The sequence below is a fragment of the Mycobacterium numidiamassiliense genome, assembly GCF_900157365.1.
Lineage (GTDB): Bacteria > Actinomycetota > Actinomycetes > Mycobacteriales > Mycobacteriaceae > Mycobacterium > Mycobacterium numidiamassiliense.
Map to the genome: position 1 here is coordinate 295,916 of NZ_FUEZ01000004.1, position 20,605 is coordinate 316,520.

18 protein-coding genes and 1 tRNA gene are annotated in these 20,605 nt (G+C 67.4%); 3 read left to right on the plus strand and 16 right to left on the minus strand.

Annotation, left to right across the window (positions count from 1 at the left end):
- Nucleotides 1-20 precede the first annotated feature (20 nt).
- The 8 genes from MNAB215_RS09720 to MNAB215_RS09755 form a co-directional block, all read right to left on the minus strand.
- Nucleotides 21-3,284, minus strand: a complete 3,264-nt coding sequence (locus MNAB215_RS09720) for an arabinosyltransferase domain-containing protein (protein ID WP_077078681.1) — start codon at nucleotides 3,282-3,284, stop codon at nucleotides 21-23.
- Entirely contained in the window at nucleotides 3,281-5,188 is a 1,908-nt protein-coding gene (locus MNAB215_RS09725) for a galactan 5-O-arabinofuranosyltransferase (RefSeq protein ID WP_077078682.1), read from the minus strand. The genes MNAB215_RS09720 and MNAB215_RS09725 overlap by 4 nt, the downstream gene beginning before the upstream one ends.
- Nucleotides 5,189-5,190: 2 nt before the next feature.
- The gene (gene dprE2 / locus MNAB215_RS09730; RefSeq protein ID WP_077078683.1) at nucleotides 5,191-5,955 is read right to left on the minus strand and encodes a decaprenylphospho-beta-D-erythro-pentofuranosid-2-ulose 2-reductase; all 765 of its coding nucleotides are present in this window, start codon (nucleotides 5,953-5,955) and stop codon (nucleotides 5,191-5,193) included.
- Nucleotides 5,956-7,350: a decaprenylphosphoryl-beta-D-ribose oxidase gene (gene dprE1, locus MNAB215_RS09735; protein ID WP_077078684.1), complete on the minus strand. Its 1,395-nt coding sequence runs from the start codon at nucleotides 7,348-7,350 to the stop codon at nucleotides 5,956-5,958.
- Nucleotides 7,351-7,381: 31 nt separating this feature from the next.
- On the minus strand, nucleotides 7,382-7,810 hold the full coding sequence (locus MNAB215_RS09740) for a GtrA family protein (RefSeq protein WP_077078685.1): 429 nt from the start codon (nucleotides 7,808-7,810) through the stop codon (nucleotides 7,382-7,384).
- A gap of 40 nt (nucleotides 7,811-7,850) precedes the next feature.
- Nucleotides 7,851-8,330 (minus strand): GreA/GreB family elongation factor, encoded by a 480-nt coding sequence (locus MNAB215_RS09745; protein WP_077078686.1) that lies wholly within the window; start codon nucleotides 8,328-8,330, stop codon nucleotides 7,851-7,853.
- Nucleotides 8,331-8,453: 123 nt separating this feature from the next.
- Entirely contained in the window at nucleotides 8,454-9,590 is a 1,137-nt protein-coding gene (locus MNAB215_RS09750; RefSeq protein ID WP_077078687.1) for an SPFH domain-containing protein, read from the minus strand.
- A 34-nt stretch (nucleotides 9,591-9,624) separates the two neighbouring features.
- Nucleotides 9,625-9,867: a hypothetical protein gene (locus MNAB215_RS09755; RefSeq protein WP_083746297.1), complete on the minus strand. Its 243-nt coding sequence runs from the start codon at nucleotides 9,865-9,867 to the stop codon at nucleotides 9,625-9,627.
- Nucleotides 9,868-10,035: 168 nt separating this feature from the next.
- Here MNAB215_RS09755 and MNAB215_RS09760 point away from each other — a divergent pair, with 168 nt between their 5' ends.
- Nucleotides 10,036-10,767 (plus strand): hypothetical protein, encoded by a 732-nt coding sequence (locus MNAB215_RS09760; RefSeq protein WP_077078689.1) that lies wholly within the window; start codon nucleotides 10,036-10,038, stop codon nucleotides 10,765-10,767.
- Here MNAB215_RS09760 and wzm read toward each other — a convergent pair.
- The 5 genes from wzm to MNAB215_RS09785 all read right to left on the minus strand — a co-directional run bounded on the left by wzm (nucleotide 10,764) and on the right by MNAB215_RS09785 (nucleotide 15,893).
- Entirely contained in the window at nucleotides 10,764-11,594 is an 831-nt protein-coding gene (gene wzm / locus MNAB215_RS09765) for a galactan export ABC transporter permease subunit Wzm/RfbD (RefSeq protein ID WP_077078690.1), read from the minus strand. The two genes, MNAB215_RS09760 and wzm, sit on opposite strands and share 4 nt — an antisense overlap.
- The gene (gene glfT1, locus MNAB215_RS09770) at nucleotides 11,591-12,511 is read right to left on the minus strand and encodes a galactofuranosyltransferase GlfT1 (protein ID WP_077078691.1); all 921 of its coding nucleotides are present in this window, start codon (nucleotides 12,509-12,511) and stop codon (nucleotides 11,591-11,593) included. Before glfT1 ends, wzm begins: the two co-directional genes overlap by 4 nt.
- Nucleotides 12,504-13,349 carry a galactan export ABC transporter ATP-binding subunit Wzt/RfbE gene (gene wzt, locus MNAB215_RS09775; protein ID WP_077078692.1) on the minus strand — a complete coding sequence of 282 codons (846 nt, stop codon included), beginning with the start codon at nucleotides 13,347-13,349 and terminating at the stop codon, nucleotides 12,504-12,506. Before wzt ends, glfT1 begins: the two co-directional genes overlap by 8 nt.
- 20 nt (nucleotides 13,350-13,369) lie before the next feature.
- Nucleotides 13,370-13,837 (minus strand): bacterial proteasome activator family protein, encoded by a 468-nt coding sequence (locus MNAB215_RS09780; RefSeq protein WP_245830427.1) that lies wholly within the window; start codon nucleotides 13,835-13,837, stop codon nucleotides 13,370-13,372.
- 85 nt (nucleotides 13,838-13,922) lie between these two features.
- Entirely contained in the window at nucleotides 13,923-15,893 is a 1,971-nt protein-coding gene (locus MNAB215_RS09785; RefSeq protein WP_077078693.1) for a DUF6541 family protein, read from the minus strand.
- A 130-nt stretch (nucleotides 15,894-16,023) separates the two neighbouring features.
- Between MNAB215_RS09785 and MNAB215_RS09790 the strand changes: the two genes are divergently transcribed.
- The gene (locus tag MNAB215_RS09790) at nucleotides 16,024-17,220 is read left to right on the plus strand and encodes a cysteine desulfurase-like protein (protein ID WP_077078694.1); all 1,197 of its coding nucleotides are present in this window, start codon (nucleotides 16,024-16,026) and stop codon (nucleotides 17,218-17,220) included.
- 126 nt (nucleotides 17,221-17,346) lie between these two features.
- Here MNAB215_RS09790 and MNAB215_RS09795 read toward each other — a convergent pair whose 3' ends face one another.
- Nucleotides 17,347-18,318, minus strand: coding sequence for an NAD(P)H-quinone oxidoreductase (locus MNAB215_RS09795; protein ID WP_108637740.1), 972 nt, complete (start codon nucleotides 18,316-18,318; stop codon nucleotides 17,347-17,349).
- 69 nt (nucleotides 18,319-18,387) lie between these two features.
- Here MNAB215_RS09795 and MNAB215_RS09800 point away from each other — a divergent pair.
- Nucleotides 18,388-18,477, plus strand: a tRNA-Ser gene (locus MNAB215_RS09800).
- A gap of 15 nt (nucleotides 18,478-18,492) precedes the next feature.
- On the opposite strand, the gene lipE is transcribed toward MNAB215_RS09800, so the two are convergent.
- Nucleotides 18,493-19,728, minus strand: a complete 1,236-nt coding sequence (gene lipE / locus MNAB215_RS09805) for a lipase LipE (protein ID WP_077081895.1) — start codon at nucleotides 19,726-19,728, stop codon at nucleotides 18,493-18,495.
- Nucleotides 19,729-19,762: 34 nt separating this feature from the next.
- Nucleotides 19,763-20,587, minus strand: a complete 825-nt coding sequence (locus MNAB215_RS09810; RefSeq protein ID WP_077078696.1) for a crotonase/enoyl-CoA hydratase family protein — start codon at nucleotides 20,585-20,587, stop codon at nucleotides 19,763-19,765.
- Nucleotides 20,588-20,605 lie beyond the last annotated feature (18 nt).

Below are 20,605 nucleotides of genomic sequence, written 5' to 3' on the forward strand. Positions count from 1 at the left end.
TACCGTTGTGCCCCAATGGCTTAATGCCTCAGCGGCGCCGGGCTCCATAGGCCGCTGCGGGTCGCGGTCCCCAGCTGCAGCACGGCGGGTTGAGCGCCGGGGTAGTAGGGCGTCAGTTGTTGCAGGCTGCCCCAGTCCCGCGACCAGTCGTCCTTCAGGTAGCTCGGGACCGTCGTTGCCTTCAGCAGCAATTCGGTGACACCCAGCGGCCCGCCGCCGTTGTTGTCCATCACCGGTGAGTTCGCCTCGGCGCCGAAACGGTCGGGCAGGATGCGCCATTTGGGTGTCTCGTCGACGCCGTTCTGATGGCCGAACGGCCGCTGGCACGGGAAGGCCAGGCCCACCAGCCAGTCCAGGAACACCGGGTCGCTGGAGCCCACCACGTCCTGCAGCGTGCGCAGCTGCGGAATTCGCGGCGGTGTCAAGGCAATCCAGTGCTGCGGCGCCAGATCCTCGTCGTCGGCGACCAGGCGGACCTGGGTGGCGGCCTGCGGGATCGCCGACATCGACAGCCGCAGATTGCGCCAGGCCGGCGACGCCCCGACATCGAAGAATTGGAACGACCCGTCCGGGTGCCCGCTGGCCGCTCCGCTGTCGGTGGCCCACTGCAGCTGCACTTCGCGGGGATCGAAGCGGCCGGCCGCGCTGACCACGAGCAGCGGTGCCGCCTGGTCCCGCGGGGGTAGCCGATACCAGGCCGACCGCAGCCTGGCGGTCACCTGGATGCCCGACCGCCAGCTGCCCAGCACCGGGGTGTGGGCCGGGTCCAGGTTGTACGGCAGCTCGGCGCGGGAACCGTTGATTCCCGGTGCGGCGCTGGTGCCGCCCTCGTTACCGGCCTGTCCACCGGTGATCGTCCCGTTGTCGCTGACGAAAGTCCGGTCGCCCGGCCGATCCATCACCCGGTCGGCGGAGACGTCGGAGGGAACGCCGTTGGGCGTGAACGCTTCTGACAATCCGGCCCCCAGCGCGTCGGCCACCGGGGCCGTCACCGGAGTCAGCATGCCGGCGTTGGGATCCTGCTCAACCAGCACATCGTCGGCCAGGCCGCACGACTTGCCGACCAATGCCTGCAGGTTGGACCGGCCCACCGACCAGGCCGGGTATTGGCCGGTCATCGCCAGCGTCAGCGAGAGCACCTCGAACGTCACCAACGCCCAGGCCGCAATTGCCAAGGGCGACTGGACGATTCCGGCCGCCCGCGCCCCGAACCGGGTCTTCGGCCCCCCGTTGTCCGGGGAGACGAAGTGGAACCACGCCGCGAGCAGCAGCACTAGCAGTGTCAGCCCGAGCAGGGCGGTGGCAAAGGCGTAATGCCACGCCGGGAACGAATTCGACCATGGCACACCGAAATTGGAGACATACCACCAGCCGTTGACGCTGGCGAAGGAGTACGCCACCAAGAACAGCACCACCGCGGCGAATACGGTGCGGTTTCGCCGGGATCGCATCGCCACCGACATCACCGCGACCGCCGCCAGCGCCCCCAGCGAGCCGGCCAGCCCGGCGAACACCCCGAAGTGGTGCGTCCATTTGGTGGGCGTGAACATGATCGCGACGAACGAAATGATCGTGATGCCGACGATGCGACGGCTCGGGCCGGCCGCAGTGCCCGGAATTCGCCCCTTGCGCAACGACATTGCCACCGATATCCCGAGGGCGAGGATCAGCGCCAGGACGGCGAAGCGCCGGGCGACCGATCCGTCGGGACTGGCCATGAACAACCGCTCGTAGCGGATGTGCTCGTCGAACCAGCTCAGGCTGGGTCCGACGGTGCGCTTGAGCGCACTGGCCTGAATCTCGCCGGCCAGGGTCTGGTCGCGGAAGATCAGGATCGCGGTGACGGTGGCCGCCGCCAGGATGGGCGCCAGCAGCGGCAGCGCACCGAACTGTCGCGATCTGCGGTGCAGGATGGTGCGCAGCGGTCCGATCGCGACCAGTAGCGCGCCGATCGAGGCGATACCCGTCGGGCCGGAGAACAGGGTCAGCGCGCCGATGATGCAGGCGATGGCCACCGGCAACAGCCGGCTGGTGGCCACGGCGCGTTCAACCGAACACCAGGTCAGCAGGATACCCAGCGCGATGATCGGCTCGGGCCGCAGGCCGTTGTCGAGCGGCAGCCAGAACGCCAGGAACATGCCCGCCGCGGTCCACGCCGCGGACCGGCTCTTCTTGACGGCGTCGCCCAGCCGCGGCAGGACCTCACGGCTGATCACCCACCAGCAGGTCAGCGCCATCACCAGGGTGGGCAGCCGCATCCAGATGCTGGTGGTGCTGACGTGGGCCCACAACGCGAGCAGGTCGTAGTACCAGCCGAACGGCGCCTCGGGCGTACCGAACCAGCGGTAGTAGTTGGCCATGTAGCCGGCATGCTCCGATACCCGGGCCATGGTCAGGATGTAGCCGTCGTCGGAGGTGTTGGCGCCGACGAACTGCCACCAGACCAGCACGGCGATCACCAGGGCGTCCAGGCTGCCGATTGACCACCAGCGTGGCGGCAGGAAGCGGCGGTGCCGGGTGCCGTCGGCGGTGTCGAGGACGTGCAGCGCGATCAGCGACACGGCGGTCAGCACCACCCCGAGGATCATCGCGATCAACTTCAGTCCGGTGGGATGGCTGCTGTAGCGGGTGTCGATGGTCGCGGAGAAGTTGAGTCCGGGGGGCGCCGGCCCGGCCAGATCGGTGAAGACGCCGACGATCTGGGGCCGGAAGTCGTAGCCGCTCTTCTCGCCGCGCAGCGGCGAGCCGGGATGCTCGGTGTTGGGCCCCTGTGTCAGCCCGACGAATTCGGCGGCGACCTTGTCGGCGTGCGCGGTGAAGGTCAGGCGCTGGCAGGCCGGGCTGAGCACCTGGCTCAACGGGGCGCCGACCACGGGGACGTTGCGCACCACCAGCACCAGGTCGTCGTTGGCCCGCTGGATGAGCAGGCCGCGGTCGACAGCCTTGGAGGCTTGCTTGGGCACCGTCGACAGCAGCACCGTCTTGCCGGAGTTCTGCGGCCCGGCCAGCCCGGCGGCCGCCTGACACGGCACGGTGATGGTCAAGTCGGTGGCCACATACCCGATCAGCGGTGCGTCGACGCTCTCGAAAGTGCCGTTCTGCGGCCAGTTCAGCTGGGCGGTGGTCTGGTCGACCGGCAGCACCGGGGTGGCGATCGCCAGCAGAGCCCCGAGCAGACCGGCGACCACGGCGACGAGCCGAGCGATCCGGTGGTTTGGTCCCGTGTCGCTCACGGAGGTAGATGGTAGTTCTTCGGCCAAGCCGGAAGAGGTGTCGGTGCTCATCGGGCGCCCGTGGCCGGCTGGGCGTCCGGGGTGCGGATTGCCAGCACAAACGGGCCGATGCTGCGGACCACGAAATGCGGATCCTCGAACAGGGCGGCGCGCATGTCGACGGTGTAGCGGCGGACGTTGGGCTGATTCGGGTAGACGTCTTCGGCCAGCCGCAGCGTGTAGTTGCCGTTCGCGCCGTGGCGCATCAGGAACACCGTCGGCGGCGGCCAGGGCGAGCTGTCCAGGGCGTGCAGCAACTCGTCGGCCGTCTTGAGCGTGGACCACTTCTTGATCTGGGTGGCCCGCAGGTCGAACTGTGCGAGCGGGTTGGCGTAGTGGGAGGTCAGCCCCTGAAAGCCCCAGTACGGGTAGTAGGACAGGAAGCTGTAGTCGGCGGTCAGCACTATCGTCTGGTCGCGCGGCTTGCCGGTGACACGCAGGATGGCGTCGTCGATGACGGAGTAGAACTTCTCCGACCCCGGCGGGCGGCGGTCGCCACGCTGGCCGTGGCCGTCGGTATCGGTGTAGGCGATGGTGAGGTCCGGCCGCAGCACGTCGGGGATGTCTTGGCTGAAGGCGATCGCCGCGGCCAGCCCGATCGCCCCGGCGATCGGCGCGGTCGCTTTTTCGAAGGCCAGGCTGCGCGAGGCGAGGGCCTTGACGCCCTCGACGAACCCGAACACCCCGGCGGCGACCAGCAGCACGCTTAGCGTCGGTTGCAGCCGGAAGGACAGCAGTGTGGTGCGCGCCAGCGTCGTCAGCATCGACAGCAGCGACCACAGGTAGACGGCCAGCACGCCGACGGCCAGGGCGCCGGCCCGGGCCGAGGAACGGGCGCGCACGACCAGCCACAGGGTGCCCAGCAGGCAGATCGTGCCCAGCAGCGAAAACTGCAGCATCGGGAAGGTCAGCTCGGCGCCGTCGGCCGGCAGATAGTGCGCGGCGCTGCCGCTGTTGCTGACCGGGCTGTGCAGCGCGCGCAGCGCGAACGGCAGCAAGGTGGGCGCCCAGATCGCCGCGGCGACGACGGCGATGACGGCCACCCGGCGCAGCGGGTCGAGCGCCGCCTTCAAGCTGCCGCGTCGCCACCGCGACACCACCAGCAGCAGCGCCATCAGGGCAAAAGTGAACGCGGTGAAAACGAACAGCAGCGTGTACCAGGTGGCCGTGAACCCGAGGAAGAGTCCGGCCGCGGCCACCGCGGCCCAGCCTCCGGAACGCTCGCCGGCTCGCAGGCCCGACCACGTCAGCACCAGCACCGGCGGCAGCAGCACCGTGATCATCGCGGAGTAGGGCTCGGGTGAGCCGTAGGCCAGCGTCACCGCCGCGGTCGCGGTCGTGACGACCAGCGCGTACTCGAAACGGACCATCCGCCACCACAGCACCAGCGCGACGGCGATTGCGATGGTGATCGACGTGATGGCCCACGGCTTGCAGATCTCCCAGGCGGGCGTCCCGCTCAGCGCCGCTGCGCGCCCGCCGATCCAGAACCAGCCCGGCGGGTAGAACGCGGGCAGCCCGAGGTAGGTCATGTCGTGCAGGGCGGGGCTGTCGGCGAACCGGGTCAGGTACTCGGTGCGGAACTGCTGGTCCACCGAGATACCGAACAGATAAAGCTTGGTCGCTCCCAACGGCATGCCCAGCGTCACGACGCTGAACGCGGACACGAACACCAGCCCGCCCAGCTGGGCCAGCAGCCGGTGGTAGCGACCGCCGCGTCGCCATGCCCAGCCGACGGCCACCAGCCCGACCAGGCAGGCGACCTGCCCGACGGTGGTCAACGCATGCAGCTGGTTCGACGACGGGAAAGCCGGCCACTGGACACGCGAGATCGCGACCAGCGACACCACCGAGACGACGACGGCCACCAGCAGGGCCAGAGCCATCTGGCCGACGGTGGCCAGCGCGTTACGCATGGTCAGATGGGCAGCCTGCGGAAGATGCTCCGCGGGATGTGCCGCAACACCACCATCACGTACCTGAATGCTCCTGGCGCCCAAACCAATTCCTTACCCTTTGCGGACGCGGTCACTGCGAGGTTGGCGACGTACTCCTTGTCGACGGTGAGCGGTGCTTCCTTGACGTGTGCGCTCATCCTGGTGCGGACCTGACCCGGCCGGATCACCAGAACCCGAACTCCGAACTCGCGCAACGCTTCACCGAGTCCGAGGTAGAAGCCGTCCAAGCCGGCCTTGGTGGAGCCGTAGACGAAGTTGGACCGTCGCACTCGCTCACCGGCGACGGTGCTCATCGCGATGATCTGGCCGAAGCCCTGGGCGCGCATCTTCTCGCCCAGCAGGACACCGACGGAAACTGCTGCGGTGTAATTGATTTCAGCGGCCAGCACGGCTTTGCGCTGGTTCTGCCACAGCTCCTCAGCATCGCCGAGAATGCCGAATGCGACGATGGCCACGTCGACGTCGCCGCCGGAGAAGGCCTGCTCGATCGTCTTCGGGTGGCTCTCGGAGTCCGTCGCCTCGAAGTCGATCAGCTCGACCGAACGCGCACCGGCCGCTTTCATCTGCGCGACCGCGTCGTCGCGTCCCGGGTCGCCGGGCATGGCGGCCAACAGGATTCGCGCGTGCGCGTTCTGCAGGTAGCGTTCGCAGATCGCCAGCCCGATCTCGGACGTGCCGCCGAGCAACAGGATGGTCTGCGGATTTCCCACCGCGTCGAGCACCATTTAGAGCAGCTCCAAACGTCGGGCCATGTCGGAGGCGAACACCCGTAGGGGATCCGCCTTGCGGCGCACGGCGATCCACTCGTCGATGCGCGGATACATGGCGTGAAAGGTTTCGGCACTCACCCGGGAGTCCTTGGCCGTGTACACCCGTCCGCCGAATTCGAGAACGCGGCGGTCGAGTTCGATGAGGAACTCGTTGATCCCGGGCTTGTTGGGGAAGTCCATCGCGACGTTCCAGCCGGCCATCGGGAAACTCAGCGGCGCGCGGTTACCCGGCCCGAAGAGTTTGAACACGTTCAACGCCGAGTAGTGGCCGCGGGTTTGGATCCAGCGGATGATGGCCTTGAATTCGTCCATCGCGTCCGGCGGGACCAGGAACTGGTGTTGGGCGAAACCCGTTGGCCCGTAAGCATTGTTCCAGCCGCTGACCAGGTCGAGCATGTGGTAGAACTGCGACAGATTCTGGATCTTGCCGCTGTAGGTTCCGCCCAGCCGGTAGTACACCTCGCCGATCGCCATGAACGAGAGCTTGTTCATCGCGCTAACCGGAAACACGTTCGGCACCGTCAACAGGTGGGGCGCGTCGAATTTCAGCGGATTCTTGGCGAGCTTGGCCGGCAGCTGATCCAGCCTGGCCAGGCTGCCCCGGCTGACCGCGGCCCGGCCGAGCTTCGGTGGCGGGTTGATCAAGTCGAACCAGGCGCTGGAGTAGGTGTAGCGGCTTTCGCTGCCGTCGAGGTGGACGGCGACCGTTTCGTCGAGGTCCTTGGTGGCAACGCCGTCGGCGATGAAGTACGCCGTCTCGGTCGCCGTCATGGCGATGGTGGCCCGCAGGACGATGCCGGTGAGGCCGTTGCCCCCCACGGTGGCCCAGAACAACTCCGACTCGGGGCCGTCCGGGGTGAGCTGCCGAATCTGGCCGTCGGCCATCAGCAGCTCCATGGACCGCACGTGGTTACCGAAGCTGCCCGCGCTGTGGTGGTTCTTGCCGTGGATGTCGCAGGCGATCGCCCCGCCGACGGTGACCTGGCGTGTTCCCGGCAGCACCGGAACCCACAGCCCGAACGGGAGTGCGGCCTTCATCAATTGGTCGAGGCTGACGCCCGCGTCGACGTCGACCAGCCGGGTGTCGGCGCTGATCGAGTGGATGCGATTGAGCACGGTCATGTCGATGACCAGGCCGCCGCCGTTTTGCGCGTTGTCGCCGTAGGAGCGGCCCAGCCCGCGTGCGATGACGCCCCGGCCTTTTGCCAGGCCGCCGGCGTCGGCCACCTGGGCCACCGCCTTGGCGATCACCTCGGGGTCGCGGGTCGACAGCACCTGGGCCACCGACGGCGCGGTGCGGCCAAAGCCCATCAGCCGGGTGGTGGTGGTCGGAATATCGGTGCTCAACATCGTCAAAGAGGGTACCGCTTACGCAGGTCGCTCAGCGGATGCGGAAGATAACGGCTCGCTGCACGATGAAGTTGATGACCGTCGCGGTGCCCTGCGCGATGACGAAGGCGACCGGTATCGCCCACCCCCGGTAGTGCATCAACACCAGGCAAAGGTGGTTCAGACCGACCTGTACCGCGAACGTGACGGCGTAGAGAACCATTACCGCGACGAATCGTGTGGTGCTCGGGGCGGCCTGGAATGTCCATCGGCGGTTGATCAGGTAGGCGGTGAGGGTGCCGACGATGAAGCTGATGGCCTTGGCCAGATCGACCTGCAGGCCCACCCCTTTGTACAGCGACGCGTAGATGCTGAAGTCGACGACCGCGGCCAGCCCGCCGGTGATGACGAAGCGCGTGACCTGCGTGCTGAGCTTCAGGTGCGGGAGCGGCGACGCCGTCTCGGGCTCAGGGGGAAGCATTGCGGGGAGTCTAACGGGGCGCGGGTGTCCCCGGGACGCGCTACTTGGGCAGCTTCACCGAGATCAGCTCGACCTGGGTTTCCCCCTGCGGCGTCGAGTAGGTGACGGTGTCGCCCGCCTTGTGCCCGGCCAGGGCCTGCGCCAACGGACTGCGAGCGGTCAGCGTCTCGGCCTCGCGCCCGATGGGCGTCTCCTCGACGATCGAGATCACGTGCATGGTGACGACTTCACCGTCCGCGAACTTCAGCGTCACCACGGTGCCGCCGGGCAGTGCTTCGGAGGCGTCCTCCGGCGCCGGCCCGGTTCGCAGCCGCCGGTCCAGTTCGTTGATCCGGTCGGCGAGGACTACCAGCTCGTCGGCGCGCTGAATCGCCTCGGCCGCGTCGCCGTGATCACCGACCATGCCGCGGTCGTTTTTGACCTCGAGCTCGAGCTGCTCGCGCCGCTGCCGTAGCCGGTCCAGCTCCGCGGCGAGGTTTTCCTTCGCCGCATCCGCCACCGATTGGACTTTTTTTGCCACGTCAGCCGACCTTTCGCAGCGGGCCTGCGACCGGGTGTCGCGTGTGCCCCCAGTTGGTTTTGCCAATTATTCATTCATACGCCGCAAAACCGCGAGGGGCCTTTTGTCATGCCCGTGCGGTTTCTAGTGCGACGGTGGCTCGGCGCCCGCGGTTCCAGAGAACCCCGGACCGTCCTGGTCCTCGTAGTCGATGACCTCGCCGCGCAGCGCATCGAAGATGGCCATGCCCTGCGAAACCAGCCCGGCGGCGACCTGGCCGAGGCCTTCGGCGCCGTTGAGCACAGTGAGATTGGAGTTCGACAGGCCGATCGCGGCCTTCTCGACGATTTGAGGTAGCTGGTCGATGAGTGCCTTGTCGAGCGCGACGCGGTTGTGCGACGCCGCCGCCTCGGCCAGGATCTTCATCTTCTCGGCGTCCGCGACAGCTAAGATCCGGACGCGTTCGGCTTCGGCCTCGGCGGGCTTGACCACCTCGGCGACCAACTCCTGCTGGCGCAGTTCGGCGGCGCGCTGGGCAAGTTCGGTGCGCATTGCCAGCACCTCGCGCTGGGCCTCGGCTTCGGCCAGCGGGCCCGCCTGGGCGGCCTCGGCCTGGGCTTTGTCGACCTCGGCCTTGTACTGCGCCTTGACGACGGCGGTCTGACGGGCGAATTCGGCTTGCTGGCGCTGAGACTCCTGCTCGGCTTCCGCCGACTTCTGGTTCGCCTGTGCCTGAGCGATCTGCGCCATCTGCTGGATGGCCGCGTTGTGTGGTGCCGACATCGCGGTGATGTAGCCGAGGCCGTCGTCGTCGATGGACTGGATCTGCAACGCGTCGACGGTCAACCCGATCCTGGCCATTTCCTCCTTGGAGCCGTCGAGCACCTCGGTGGCCAGCTTCTGGCGTTCGCGGATGATCTGCTCGACGGTCATCGAGCCGATGATCGAGCGCAGGTGGCCGGCGAAGATCCGGCCGGTGAGCACGGCCATCTGGTCCTGGTCGGACAGGAACCGCTGCGCGGCGCTGATGATGCTCTCGTTGTCGTTGCCGACCTTGAAGGCGATCACCGACCGGACGTTCAGAGTGATGCCCTGCTGGGTGACGCACTTCTCGGCGACCTCGGCCTCACACATGGCCAGCGTCAGGAACCGCGCCTTGCGGAAGATCGGCAGGATGAAGGCCCCGTGGCCGGTGACCACGCGGAACGGGGCGTTGCTCTTGGCTCTGCCGCCGGAGATCAGCATCGCCTCGTCGGGAGCGGGCACCTTGTAACCGAGCATCGTTGGACTCCTTCAAGTTTGCTGTTCGGGGATGTCAGTCGTCGTTGAGATCAGATGAGGTGCCGCCCGGCTGGTTCCACGGCTCGACGACCACCGTCCGCGGGCCCCGAGCTTCGACCACCAGCACCTTGCTGCCCCTCGGTAATGGTTCGTCCGACCATGCCAACAAGGTCTCCTTCGAGCCCCGCACGGTCACCAACACCTCGCCGGCGCCGCGATCACCGCGGGTCGCCACGAGCAGCGTCCCAACACAACCGATTGCCGAGGCGTCGCTCACGATCGCATACTCCTCCATCTGTGCGGTCCAGCGTCGATTTTCGTCGTGTTCGCTGCGGATCGCACATGTGCGCTGCGAACCCTGACTCCAAGGATTCGTAAAGGCCGGCGTCGGAACCTTTTCTCACGCTCCCAGATCGCTGGGCGGGGATGAGCAAAGGAGCCCATCATGATCGCCATCAGCCTTCGCGCCGTGGCCCACAGCGCCGCCCGGGCTGTCGGTTTCGCAACCGTCGCCGCGGCTCTCACGCTCGGCTTTGCCACGGGATTGGCGCACGCCGACAGCACAACCCCCGCCGGCCGGTACGGCGACCCGGCCGCTGCCGCCGCGTATTGGCGGCCACAGACCTATGACGACTGCGCGCTGATGGCCGCCGCCGATGTGGTCGGCGAAATAACCGGGCGCCCGGTCTCGGAGCAGGAGATCATCGCCGCGGCGCAGCAGCTGCCGAGCCAGTCGCACCCGGGATCGATCTACACACTGCCCATCAACAAAGACGACCCGAACACCGGCCAGGGCACCACGCCCGACGATCTTCCGCTGTTGCTGGCGCACTACGGTGTCGCCGCCACGTTGACCAATCGCAGCGATGCCACCACGACGGGTGTCCCCACCGGCATGGCCGCGCTCAAGCGCTACTTGGCCAGCGGCCGCAAGGTGATCGGCGAGGTGAACGCCGAGCTCATCTGGGGCCAGCCGGTGGACAGCAAGGACAAGAACGGCCAGCCCGCCGCCGACCACGCGCTGGTCATCACGGGGGTCGACACCGTCGACGGCACGGTGCACCTCAATGACAGCGGCGCCGCCGACGGCGCGAACTCGACGGTATCCATCGAGCTCTTCTCCAGGGCATGGGCCGCGAGCGATGACGAAATCATCGTCACCGACGCGACCCACTAGACCCAGTAGGGGACCCGGGCGCGATATTGGCGCATCGCGATCGCCGCCAGCACCCAGCCGACGGCGGTCAGCACCAGCACCACCGCCCAGTGCCGCAGCTCCTGGTGGGCACCCAGCAGCGGCGCCCGCACGATGTCGAGGTAGTGCAGCAGCGGGTTGAGCTCGACGATGCTCGCCCAGTTTCCCGCGCCCTGCTGGCGCAGGGTGTCGTCGTTCCAGATGATCGGCGTCATGAAGAACAGCAACTGCACGACGGAGAACAGCAGCGGACCGATGTCCCGGTAGCGAGTCGCCAGGATGCCGAAGCACAACGACACCCAGATGCAATTGAGCACGATCAGGCCCAGGGCCGGAATGACCGAGAGGTCGGCCCACGACCACGGCTTGGGAAAGATGATCGCGACGACGACGTAGATGACGATGTTGTGGGCGAACAGGATCACCTGCCGCCACACCAGCCGGTAGACGTGCACGCTCAGCGGCGTCGGCAACTGTTTGATCAGACCCTCGTTGGCGACGAACACGTCGGCGCCCTCCAGGATCGCGGCGTTGATCAGGTTCCAGATGATCAATCCGAGCGTGACGTAGGGCAGGTGCACGGACAGGTCGAGGTGAAACAGCTTCGAGTACAGCCCGCCCATCGCCACGGCGGTGGTCCCGGTCGCGATGGTGATCCAGAACGGCCCGAGCACCGAGCGGCGGTACCGCTGCTTGATGTCCTGCCAGCCCAGGTGCAACCACAGCTCACGGCGACGGAAGCCGTCGGCGAGGTCGCCCCGCGCGCGGGTGAACGTCCTGGACTGCGCCGCCGCGTCGATGAACGTCACCGGGATCCTCCTGCGTCGGGTTGGCCGAATTGCTCACGACGTCCCAAGCGGCGCAACCGAATCCATTCCACGAACCCCTGCGGGTCCCGTCGGCTGATCAGGAAGAACCAACCGAACCGCAGCCACTCCTGGGCCACCAGCTTGCGCAGCCCCGGCTGCGACTGCAGGTAGCCGCGGTTGCGGTAGGTGAAGTACCGCTTGGTGGGATTGTCGGGGTACTGGGTGTGCATCCGGCCGCCCAGGATCGGGCGGAACTCCTCGGATCCGCTGGGGTGTAGGTAGATCGCGTCCAGGCAGGTGCCGAAGGGCAGGCCGGAGCGGACCAGCCGGCGATGCACCTCGACCTCGTCGCCCCGGATGAACAGCCGAAGGTCCGGGACGCCGACGGCTTCCAGCGTGGCCGCGCGAAACAGCGCGCCGTTGAATAGCGATGCGATCCCGCGCAGCAGGTCCTGTCCCGCTTCGGTGCGCAATTCGCTTGTGCGCCTACGCCATACGAGTCCACGCCGCAGCGGAAACGCGAGTCGATCCGGGTCGTCGGAGTTGCACACCATCGGCGACACCTCGGCCAGGCCGTATTTGTCCGCGCAGGCCAGCAGCGTCGCCAGCACCCGGGTGTCCTGCGGGTGTCCGTCGTCGTCGGCCAGCCACACCCAATCGGCGCCCTGTGCCAGCGCGTGCAGTATGCCGAGTGCGAAACCGCCTGCGCCGCCCAGGTTTCGGCGTGAGGCCAAGTAGGTGGTGGGAATCGGTTGGGCGCCAACGACATCGGACACGCGGCTGTCGGCCGCGCCATCGTTGTCGACCACGATCAGGTGATCGGGCGACCGCGTCTGCGTGCTCAACATCTCGAGCGACTTGGCCAGTTCGTCGGGTCGCCGGTGGGTGACGACCACGGCGACGACGGACTCACTCATCCCCGGAAACTTGTTGTGCGAGTGGCTGATCAGCTTGGGCGGCGAGTTGATTCTCGGCCAGCACCTCGTGGACGTGCCGGGCCGCGTCCTCGCCCTCATAGGCGCGCACCACGTCCTCGATGCCGCCCGACATGCGGATGACCCCGTGGTCGATCCACATCGCGGTCTTGCACAGCCGGGCCAAGAATTCGTTGGAATGGCTGGCGAACACCAGGATCCCGGAACGCTCGACCAGCCCCTGCAGTCGCGACTGCGCTTTCTTGAGGAAGTCGGCGTCCACGGCTCCGATGCCCTCGTCGAGCAGGAGGATCTCGGGGTCGATGCTGGTGACCACGCCCATCGCCAGCCGGACCCGCATCCCGGTGGAGTACGTGCGCAGCGGCATCGACAGGTAGTCGCCGAGCTCGGTGAATTCGGCGATCTCATCCACCTTGGCCAGCATCTGTTTTCGGGTCTGCCCCAGGAACAGGCCGCGGATGATGATGTTCTCGTAGCCGGAGATCTCGGGGTCCATCCCGACGCCCAGATCGAAGACCGGGGCCACCCGGCCGGTGACCTTCGCCCAGCCGCGGGTGGGTTCGTAGATGCCCGAAAGTAGGCGCAGCAGAGTCGATTTCCCGGCTCCGTTATGGCCGACCAGCCCGACCCGGTCGCCGAGTTCGAGGGACATGGTGATGTCGCGCAACGCCTCGACGACCACCACGTTGGAGTTGTTGCGCCCGATCGTGCCGCCCGCCTTGCCCAGGAACGCCTTCTTCAACGACCGCGACTTCGCGTCGAAGATGGGGAATTCCACCCATGCGTCACGCGTCTCGATGTGGGGTGCGGGATCCGGCACGATGAGCTACTTCAGCCGTCTTACAGGTATTGCCCGGTGCCCGAGCCGGGCCCGTGGCCCGGCCGTCCGATGCCCGGGGGCAGGGCTCCCTGGCGCATCTGCTCCAGCTGCGCGCGGGCGGCCATCTGCTGGGCGAACAGCGCGGTCTGGATGCCGTGGAACAGCCCCTCCAGCCAGCCGACCAGCTGGGCCTGTGCGATGCGCAGCTCGGCATCCGACGGTTCGGCGTCCTCGTTGAACGGCAGGGTGAGGCGGTCGAGTTCCTCGCGCAACTCCGGGGCCAGACCGTCCTCGAGCTCCCGGATGCTGGTGGCGTGGATCTCCCGCAGTCGCTTGCGGCTGGCATCGTCGAGCGGTGCGGCCCGCACCTCTTCGAGCAGTTGCTTGATCATGGTGCCGATCCGCATCACCTTGGCGGGCTGCTCGACCAGATCGGTCAGCGAGCGTCCGTCCGAGTCGTCGTCGTCCGCCGCGTCGGCGATCGCCATGATCCGCGGATCGACGTCGCCGATGACCTCGATGCCATCGTCGTCTGGGCCACTACTCAATCCGGTCACCGTCCTTTGAATACATCTAAGGGTGTGGCGCTGCAGCGTTTCCGCGCCATTCGTAGATTTTCGCGCCGCCGTTGTCGTAGATCAGCGCCCACGACTTCGATTTCTCCAGCGAGACTAGTCCGTCGGGCACCGCGAACCCGCGCACCGTCGGCGTGCTCGTGTAGATGTAGCGAATATTGAGCGCTTTGATCGCCTCGAGGACCTTCGGGTCGGAAGCGCCGCGGCGGGCAGAGGACCAGAAGATGTAGCGCTCGGGGCCCGGCCCGGTCTGCTGCGGGAAGTCGTAATGCGTCCACAGCGGGTGCAGATCGGCGACCGCGTACATCCAGGCGGTGCCGTCGGTGTTGGCGTTGCCGATCAGGGTGTCGTGTGCGCCCGGCAGTTTGGAGAGATAGGCCATCGCCATCAGGTCGCGCTGGTCGATCATCACCGAGTCGTACTTGTCGCCGAACAGCACCAGGTGCCGGTACAGGTAATGCCGCGCGATGAACACCGTCGAGAACACCAGCAGCACCGCCGTCGTCGAGACCCACACTCGCGACGGCAACTCTTTGAATCGGTCGGTGACGCGTTTGGCGACCGCGACCGCCAGCAGGACCGCCGCGAACAGCGCGATGGCGGCCATCGGGGTGACCAGCATCGTCACCACTGCGGTCAGCCGCCGCGGATCGTTGTAGAAGAACTGGCTGAACTTCTCGATGACGGCACCGGCCGCGTTGTGGAACGGCGCTCCCGAGTAGACCGTCGCAATGGTCAGCACCGCCCAGAGCGCCGGCGGCCACCAGATTCGCTTGTACAGCATGATCGCCATGCCGATGTAGACCAGCGCGACCAGGCCGTACTGGGTCGGGAAGTCGTTGAGGTGGCGGGTGTGCAGGAGCAGCGCGTCGATCACGCCCTGCTTGGCGCTCTTGAAGCTGGGGAATGCGTGCCCGGCGATGATGTCGGCCTGCCTGAGCACCCCGATGAACTGCGGCGCCAGGATCAGCGCCGTCGGCACCGCCGTGGCCGCCAGGGTCAGCACGTCGGCGAGCCGGCCGCGCACCGGATGCCACCACGCGTACAGCAGCCACCAGAAAAACAGGAACAGGATGACGATGAAGCCGCCGGTCAGGTGCACCGACAGGACACCGACCAGGGCCAGCGCCGCCAGCGGGATGCGGTCGCGGTGCCGCAGCGTCGAGACGATCAGGATGAACGTCGGGATCGCGACGCCGTAGGCCGCCAGGTTGGGCATCGCGGCGACACCGAATTCGACATAGGGCACCGAGGTGAACGACGCCGACAGTGCGGCCGCGGTGGCTGCCGCCCCCGCGGTGCGCCACAGGGTCGTGACGGGTCGCAGCAGAAACCAGGTGAGCATCGCCGCGCTGGTCGGGAACAGCCAGATCGACGCTGCGACCGAGCCCAGCGTGTAGCCGGTAGTGGGCGCCGCCCCGGTGAGCTGGCAGAACACCGCGATCAGGGCGTGGAACACCGATGGGTAGTACAGCGCCTGGTGTGTCTCGACGTTGCGGAGCTCGCCCATGTGTGTCGACGACGCCTGGCCGGTGTCGAGGATGTAGCGGACCTCGTTGGCGTGCCAGACCGCGTCCCAGGTGCTCGGCACCGACTGCCAATGCGTGAGGCCGCGGTAGGCCGCCCACATGATCAGCAGGGTGCCCAACAGCACACCCGCCGCAACCGCCAGCGCCGGCAAGCCGGCGATCCCTCGCGCCTCGGCCTCGGCGTCGCGGTAGCGGGCCAGCAACAGCTGCAAACCCGTCGCCACCACGCACACCGCGAGCAGCGCGGCCAGCGCAGTCCAGCCGTTCCAAGGGATTCCGAGCGCGCCGTAGGGAATGATCGCCAGGGCCACCACGCCGTACGTCAGCGCCGGGCCAATTGCGATGGCGACCGGCCACGTTAGCTGAGCGATACGAGCAATGATTGTCCCCGGGGCGATCAGCAAAACCAGCGCGATCAGCGTTCCGAACCAGAGCCCCACTCGACTAGTATGGCTGGCCGGGTGACCTGGCTCGGGAAGCCACCGTCTGGCCGGAACGGCGCGGTCCTTTCCAGGCACCCGCTACCGTCGCAAAATTTCGCGGTATTGCGGAAGCTCTAAGGTGGCTGGCATGGCTTACGACGTCGCCCGGGTGCGCGGACTGCATCCGTCGCTGGGTGACGGATGGGTGCACTTCGACGCCCCGACCGGGATGTTGATCCCCGATTCCGTTGCTACCACCACGTCGACGGCCTTCCGCCGGTCCGGCGCCACCACGGTCGGTGCGCACCCCGCGGCACAGCGCAGCGCCGCGGTGCTCGACGCGGCGCGTGCGGCGATTGCCGATCTGGTCAACGCCGACCCGGCGGGCGTCGTGCTGGGGGCCGACCGCGCGGTCCTGTTGTCGTCGTTGGCCGAAGCGTCGTCGTCGCGGGCCGGGCTGGGCTACGAGGTGATCGTCAGCCGCATTGACGACGAGGCGAACATCGCCCCGTGGCTGCGCGCGGCGCACCGCTACGGCGCCAAGGTGAAGTGGGCCGAGATCGACATCGAGACCGGTGAGCTTCCGACGTGGCAATGGGAAGGCCTGGTCGGCAAATCGACCCGGCTGGTCGCGGTGGCGTCCGCATCCGGGACGCTGGGCACGGTCACCGACCTGAGGGCGATGACCAAGCTGGTGCACGACGTCGGCGGGCTGGTCGTGGTGGACCATTCCGCGGCCGCGCCGTATCGCCTGCTCGACGTCAGGGAAACCGACGCCGACGTGGTCGCGGTGAACGCCCTTGCCTGGGGCGGTCCGCCGGTCGGCGCCATCGTGTTTCGCGATCCGGCCATGATCAACTCGTTCAGCTCGGTCTCGACGGACCCCAACGCCACCGGCCCGGCGCGCCTCGAGGTGGGTGCGCATCAGTTCGGGCTGCTGGCTGGCATGGTCGCCAGCGTCGAATACCTTGCGGCCCTTGATGAGTCGGCACGGGGAAGCCGACGCGAACGTCTGTCGCTGTCAATGCAATCGGCCACGTCGTATCTGAACCGGATCTTCGACTACCTGATGGCGTCGCTGCGGTCGTTGCCGTTGATGATGCTGATCGGCCGCCCCGAGGCGCGGATACCGGTGGTCAGTTTCGCGCTGAACGGAGTTCCCGCCGAGCGGGTCGTTCAGCGGTTGGCGGACAACGGAATTCTGGCGATCTCCAACGGCGCGTCCAGGGCGCTCGACGTGCTGGGCGTCAACGATGTGGGTGGCGCCGTCACCGTCGGGCTGGCGCACTACTCGACGATGGCCGAGGTCGACCAGTTGGTCCGGGCGCTGGCCTCACTGGGCTGACCGCTCGCTAATCCTCGGCTCGAGTGTGCGTTCAAGGCGTTCGCCGTGCGCTCAGGGCGAGAATCTCGCAAAAAAGCCGCCCACCCCGCACACCGGAAGCCCTGAGCGCACACTCGACGCTCGGCGCTAGACCGTCAGCACGATTTTGCCGTGCACTTCCCCTGCGACCAGCTTTTTGTGGGCGTCGCCCGCTTGTTGGATCGGCATGCGAGCGCCGACAATTGGGCGGACTCGGCCGTCGGCGATCAGCGGCCACACCGACTCGATCACTGCCCGCACGATCTCGCTCTTGCTGTTCGGTCCGCTGACCGGGCGGCCGCGCAACGTGGTGCCGATGACCCGCGCCCGCTTGATCATCAGCTTGCCGATATTGAGTTCGGCTTTGATCCCGCCCTGCATGCCGATGATGACCAGCTGCCCGTCGGCGGCCAGGGCGTCGATATTGCGGTCCAGATAGGAGGCGCCCATGATGTCGAAGATCACGTCGGCGCCGCCTGCCTCGTCACGCACCCGCGCGACAAAGTCCTCGTCGCGATAGTTGATGGTGATCTCGGCGCCCAGCTCGCGGCACACGTCCAGCTTGGCCGCCGATCCTGCCGTGACCGCTACCCGGGCGCCCAGCGCGCGGGCGATCTGAATCGCGTGTGTCCCGATCCCGCTGGCCCCGCCGTGCATCAGCAACAGCTGGCCCTCGCGCAGGTGCGCGGTCAACACCAGGTTCGACCAGACGGTGCAGGCCACCTCGGGCAGCCCGGCAGCGTCGACGAGGTTGACACCAGGGGGAATCGGCAGCACCTGCCCGGCGGGAACCGCGACGTATTCGGCGTATCCACCACCAGCGAGCAACGCGCAAACATCTTGTCCCACAGACCATTCGGAGACGCCGGGGCCCAACTCGGCGACGACGCCGGACACCTCCATGCCGATGATCTCGCTGGCTCCGGGTGGCGGCGGATAGTTACCGGCGGCCTGCAGCACGTCGGCGCGGTTGACGCCGGCCGCGACGACCTTGATCAACACTTCGCCGGGGCCGGCTGAAACGTCGGGTACTTCTTGCCAGGACAGGTGGTCGGCGGACTCGGCGACGATGGCGCGCATGTCGGCCACGCTACTAGCCGCCGGAAACCGCCCAGTGGCGACAAGGCAGTCCCGGTTACCCTTATCAGCGGTGGCGTGGCAGAGCGGCCTAATGCACTCGCCTTGAAAGCGAGAGACGGCTAAAACCGTCCGGGGGTTCAAATCCCTCCGCCACCGCCATCTCCCTTGGAGCCCCTACACGGGAGGGATCTCAGCGGCGATGGTGTCCATCAGCGCGGTGTGGCGGCGGGCTTCGGGGTCGCGGCCGGGTTTGCCGCTGCTGATCAGCCCGGCCGACACTGCGCGTTGCGGGTCGGCCCAGATGGCGATGTTGACCAACCCGAGATGACCGTACGCGTCGGGAGCGTTGCGCCCGAACGGGCCGAACCTGTCCGTACCGAGAACGAAACCGGTGCCCCATCGGGCCGGCATCAGCCCCACCGCGAAATCCGGTCGCAGCCTTCGGGATTCCCGCACCGCGCCGGCTAGGGTCTCCGGCCGTATTACCCGGACACCATCGAGTTCTCCACCCCGACGCCAGATTTCGGCGAAGCGCGACATCTCGTTTGCCGTCGACACCGTGTTCGACGACGGGATCACCGTGGTCAGGTACAGCCGTCCGTTCGTGTACGGGATGACCTCGTGCACGGTTCCGCCGATCGCCTTGCGGAATACCCGGGCGATCAGCGGCGGTAGCGGCCGCCCGGTGGCGTGGCTCGGCGCCACCAGCGGGAGGTCTGAGGCGTCGACGCCGAAGTTCGTCCAGCGAAAGTCGAGCGGCTCGAGGATTTCGGTCGCCAGGATCTCGCGAATATCCTTACCCGTTGCCGCATAGACGATTTCGCGCATCAGCGGACCCCAGGTCAGCGCGTGGTAGATGTGCACCAAACCCGGCCGGTACAGCGGCCGCATTTCACTGAGCATCTGCTGGGCGTACTCGTGATCGTCCGCGCGTTTGACGTCGGGCCGGGGTCCGCTGGGGAAGGGTAGGCCGGCGCTGTGGGTCAGCACGTGCCGGATGGTGATCCGATGCTTGCCGTGACTGGTGAACGTGGGGATGTAGTCGCAGACGCGGTCGTCAAGCGCGAAGACTCCACGCTCGGCGAGCATGTGGACCACCGTTGCGGTCACGCCCTTGGCCGCGGAGTACACACAGAACGGTGTGTCCGTCGTGACCGGAATCTTCTCGGCATCGGGTGCGTCGGTGGGTGCGTTACCCCAGCCGTGACCGATCGCCCGGTTGAGCACGACGCGGCCGTGCCGCCTGATGCACAGCTGGATCGCCGGCTGCATGCCCGCCTGGTACCAGTGCCGGGCGGCCTGCCAGATCCGTTCGACGGCCGCGCTGTCGATGTCGGAGTGATCTTCCGCGCCGATCGCCGTCACAGCGTCCAGGTCGGCCGGGACGCGGATCCTGCCATCAGGGGTCATGTCTGCCACTCCCGCGAGGGTACGTGGCGCCGCACTACTCCCCGGTGAACTGCGGTGGACGCTTGGCGAACGTCGCCGAGATGCCCTCGGTCAGGTCCTTGGACGGCAGGAACGCGGCGTTCCAGGCGGCGACGTAGCGCAGGTTCTCCGAGACGGCCGAGGTGCGCTGCTGGTCCAGGACGTCCTTGACGCCGTAGACCGCCAGCGGCGGGTTGGCGGCGATCTCGGCGGCAGTGGCGTGGGCGGCGGCCAGCGTCGCCTCGGCGTCGTCATACACGTCGTTGACCAGGCCGATCTTCTCGGCGCGAGCCGCGTCGATATCCCTGCCCGTCAACGCCAGCTCCCGCAGATGGCCGTCGCTGAGGATCAGTGGCAGCCGGGCCAGGCTGCCCATGTCGGCGACGATGGCCAGCTTGACTTCCCGCACCGAGAACTTGGCGTCCGCGCTGGCGTAGCGGATGTCGACCGCGGAGATCAGGTCGACGGCGCCGCCGATGCACCAGCCGTGCACCGACGCGATGGTGGGGGTCCGGCAATCGGCGACGGCGTTGATGGCCTTCTGCATCCGCAGTATTTCGGCGTGGAAATCGGTGCGCGCGCGGGCCAGCGCGCCGTCGGCCAGCAACGGGGTGAACGTCCCGCCCATCGCGGGCACGTCCAGGCCGTAGCTGAAGTTCTTGCCCGACCCGGTGATGACGATGGCCCGCACGTCGCGGTTGGCGTCGAGCGTGGCGAACACCTCGGGCATCTCCGACCAGAACGCGGGCCCCATCGCGTTGCCTTTGCCCGGTCCGACCAGCGTCACCTGCGCGACCTGGTCATTGATGTCAACCGTGACGGATTCGTATGTTTCGCCCATATCGAGACCGTAGCGTGG

Bases quoted from the DNA above. Each gene is read 5' to 3' on its own strand.
- dprE2 (WP_077078683.1), bottom strand. From the start codon at position 5,955: ATGGTGCTCGACGCGGTGGGAAATCCGCAGACCATCCTGTTGCTCGGC.
- MNAB215_RS09795 (WP_108637740.1), bottom strand. From the start codon at position 18,318: ATGCGCGCCATCGTCGCCGAGTCCGCCGACCACCTGTCCTGGCAAGAA.
- MNAB215_RS09740 (WP_077078685.1), bottom strand. From the start codon at position 7,810: ATGCTTCCCCCTGAGCCCGAGACGGCGTCGCCGCTCCCGCACCTGAAG.
- MNAB215_RS09810 (WP_077078696.1), bottom strand. From the start codon at position 20,587: ATGGGCGAAACATACGAATCCGTCACGGTTGACATCAATGACCAGGTC.
- MNAB215_RS09780 (WP_245830427.1), bottom strand. From the start codon at position 13,837: ATGGCGATCGCCGACGCGGCGGACGACGACGACTCGGACGGACGCTCG.
- MNAB215_RS09760 (WP_077078689.1), top strand. From the start codon at position 10,036: ATGATCGCCATCAGCCTTCGCGCCGTGGCCCACAGCGCCGCCCGGGCT.
- MNAB215_RS09725 (WP_077078682.1), bottom strand. From the start codon at position 5,188: ATGCGTAACGCGCTGGCCACCGTCGGCCAGATGGCTCTGGCCCTGCTG.
- MNAB215_RS09750 (WP_077078687.1), bottom strand. From the start codon at position 9,590: ATGCTCGGTTACAAGGTGCCCGCTCCCGACGAGGCGATGCTGATCTCC.
- dprE1 (WP_077078684.1), bottom strand. From the start codon at position 7,350: ATGTTGAGCACCGATATTCCGACCACCACCACCCGGCTGATGGGCTTT.
- MNAB215_RS09720 (WP_077078681.1), bottom strand. From the start codon at position 3,284: ATGAGCACCGACACCTCTTCCGGCTTGGCCGAAGAACTACCATCTACC.
- lipE (WP_077081895.1), bottom strand. From the start codon at position 19,728: ATGACCCCTGATGGCAGGATCCGCGTCCCGGCCGACCTGGACGCTGTG.
- glfT1 (WP_077078691.1), bottom strand. From the start codon at position 12,511: ATGAGTGAGTCCGTCGTCGCCGTGGTCGTCACCCACCGGCGACCCGAC.
- MNAB215_RS09790 (WP_077078694.1), top strand. From the start codon at position 16,024: ATGGCTTACGACGTCGCCCGGGTGCGCGGACTGCATCCGTCGCTGGGT.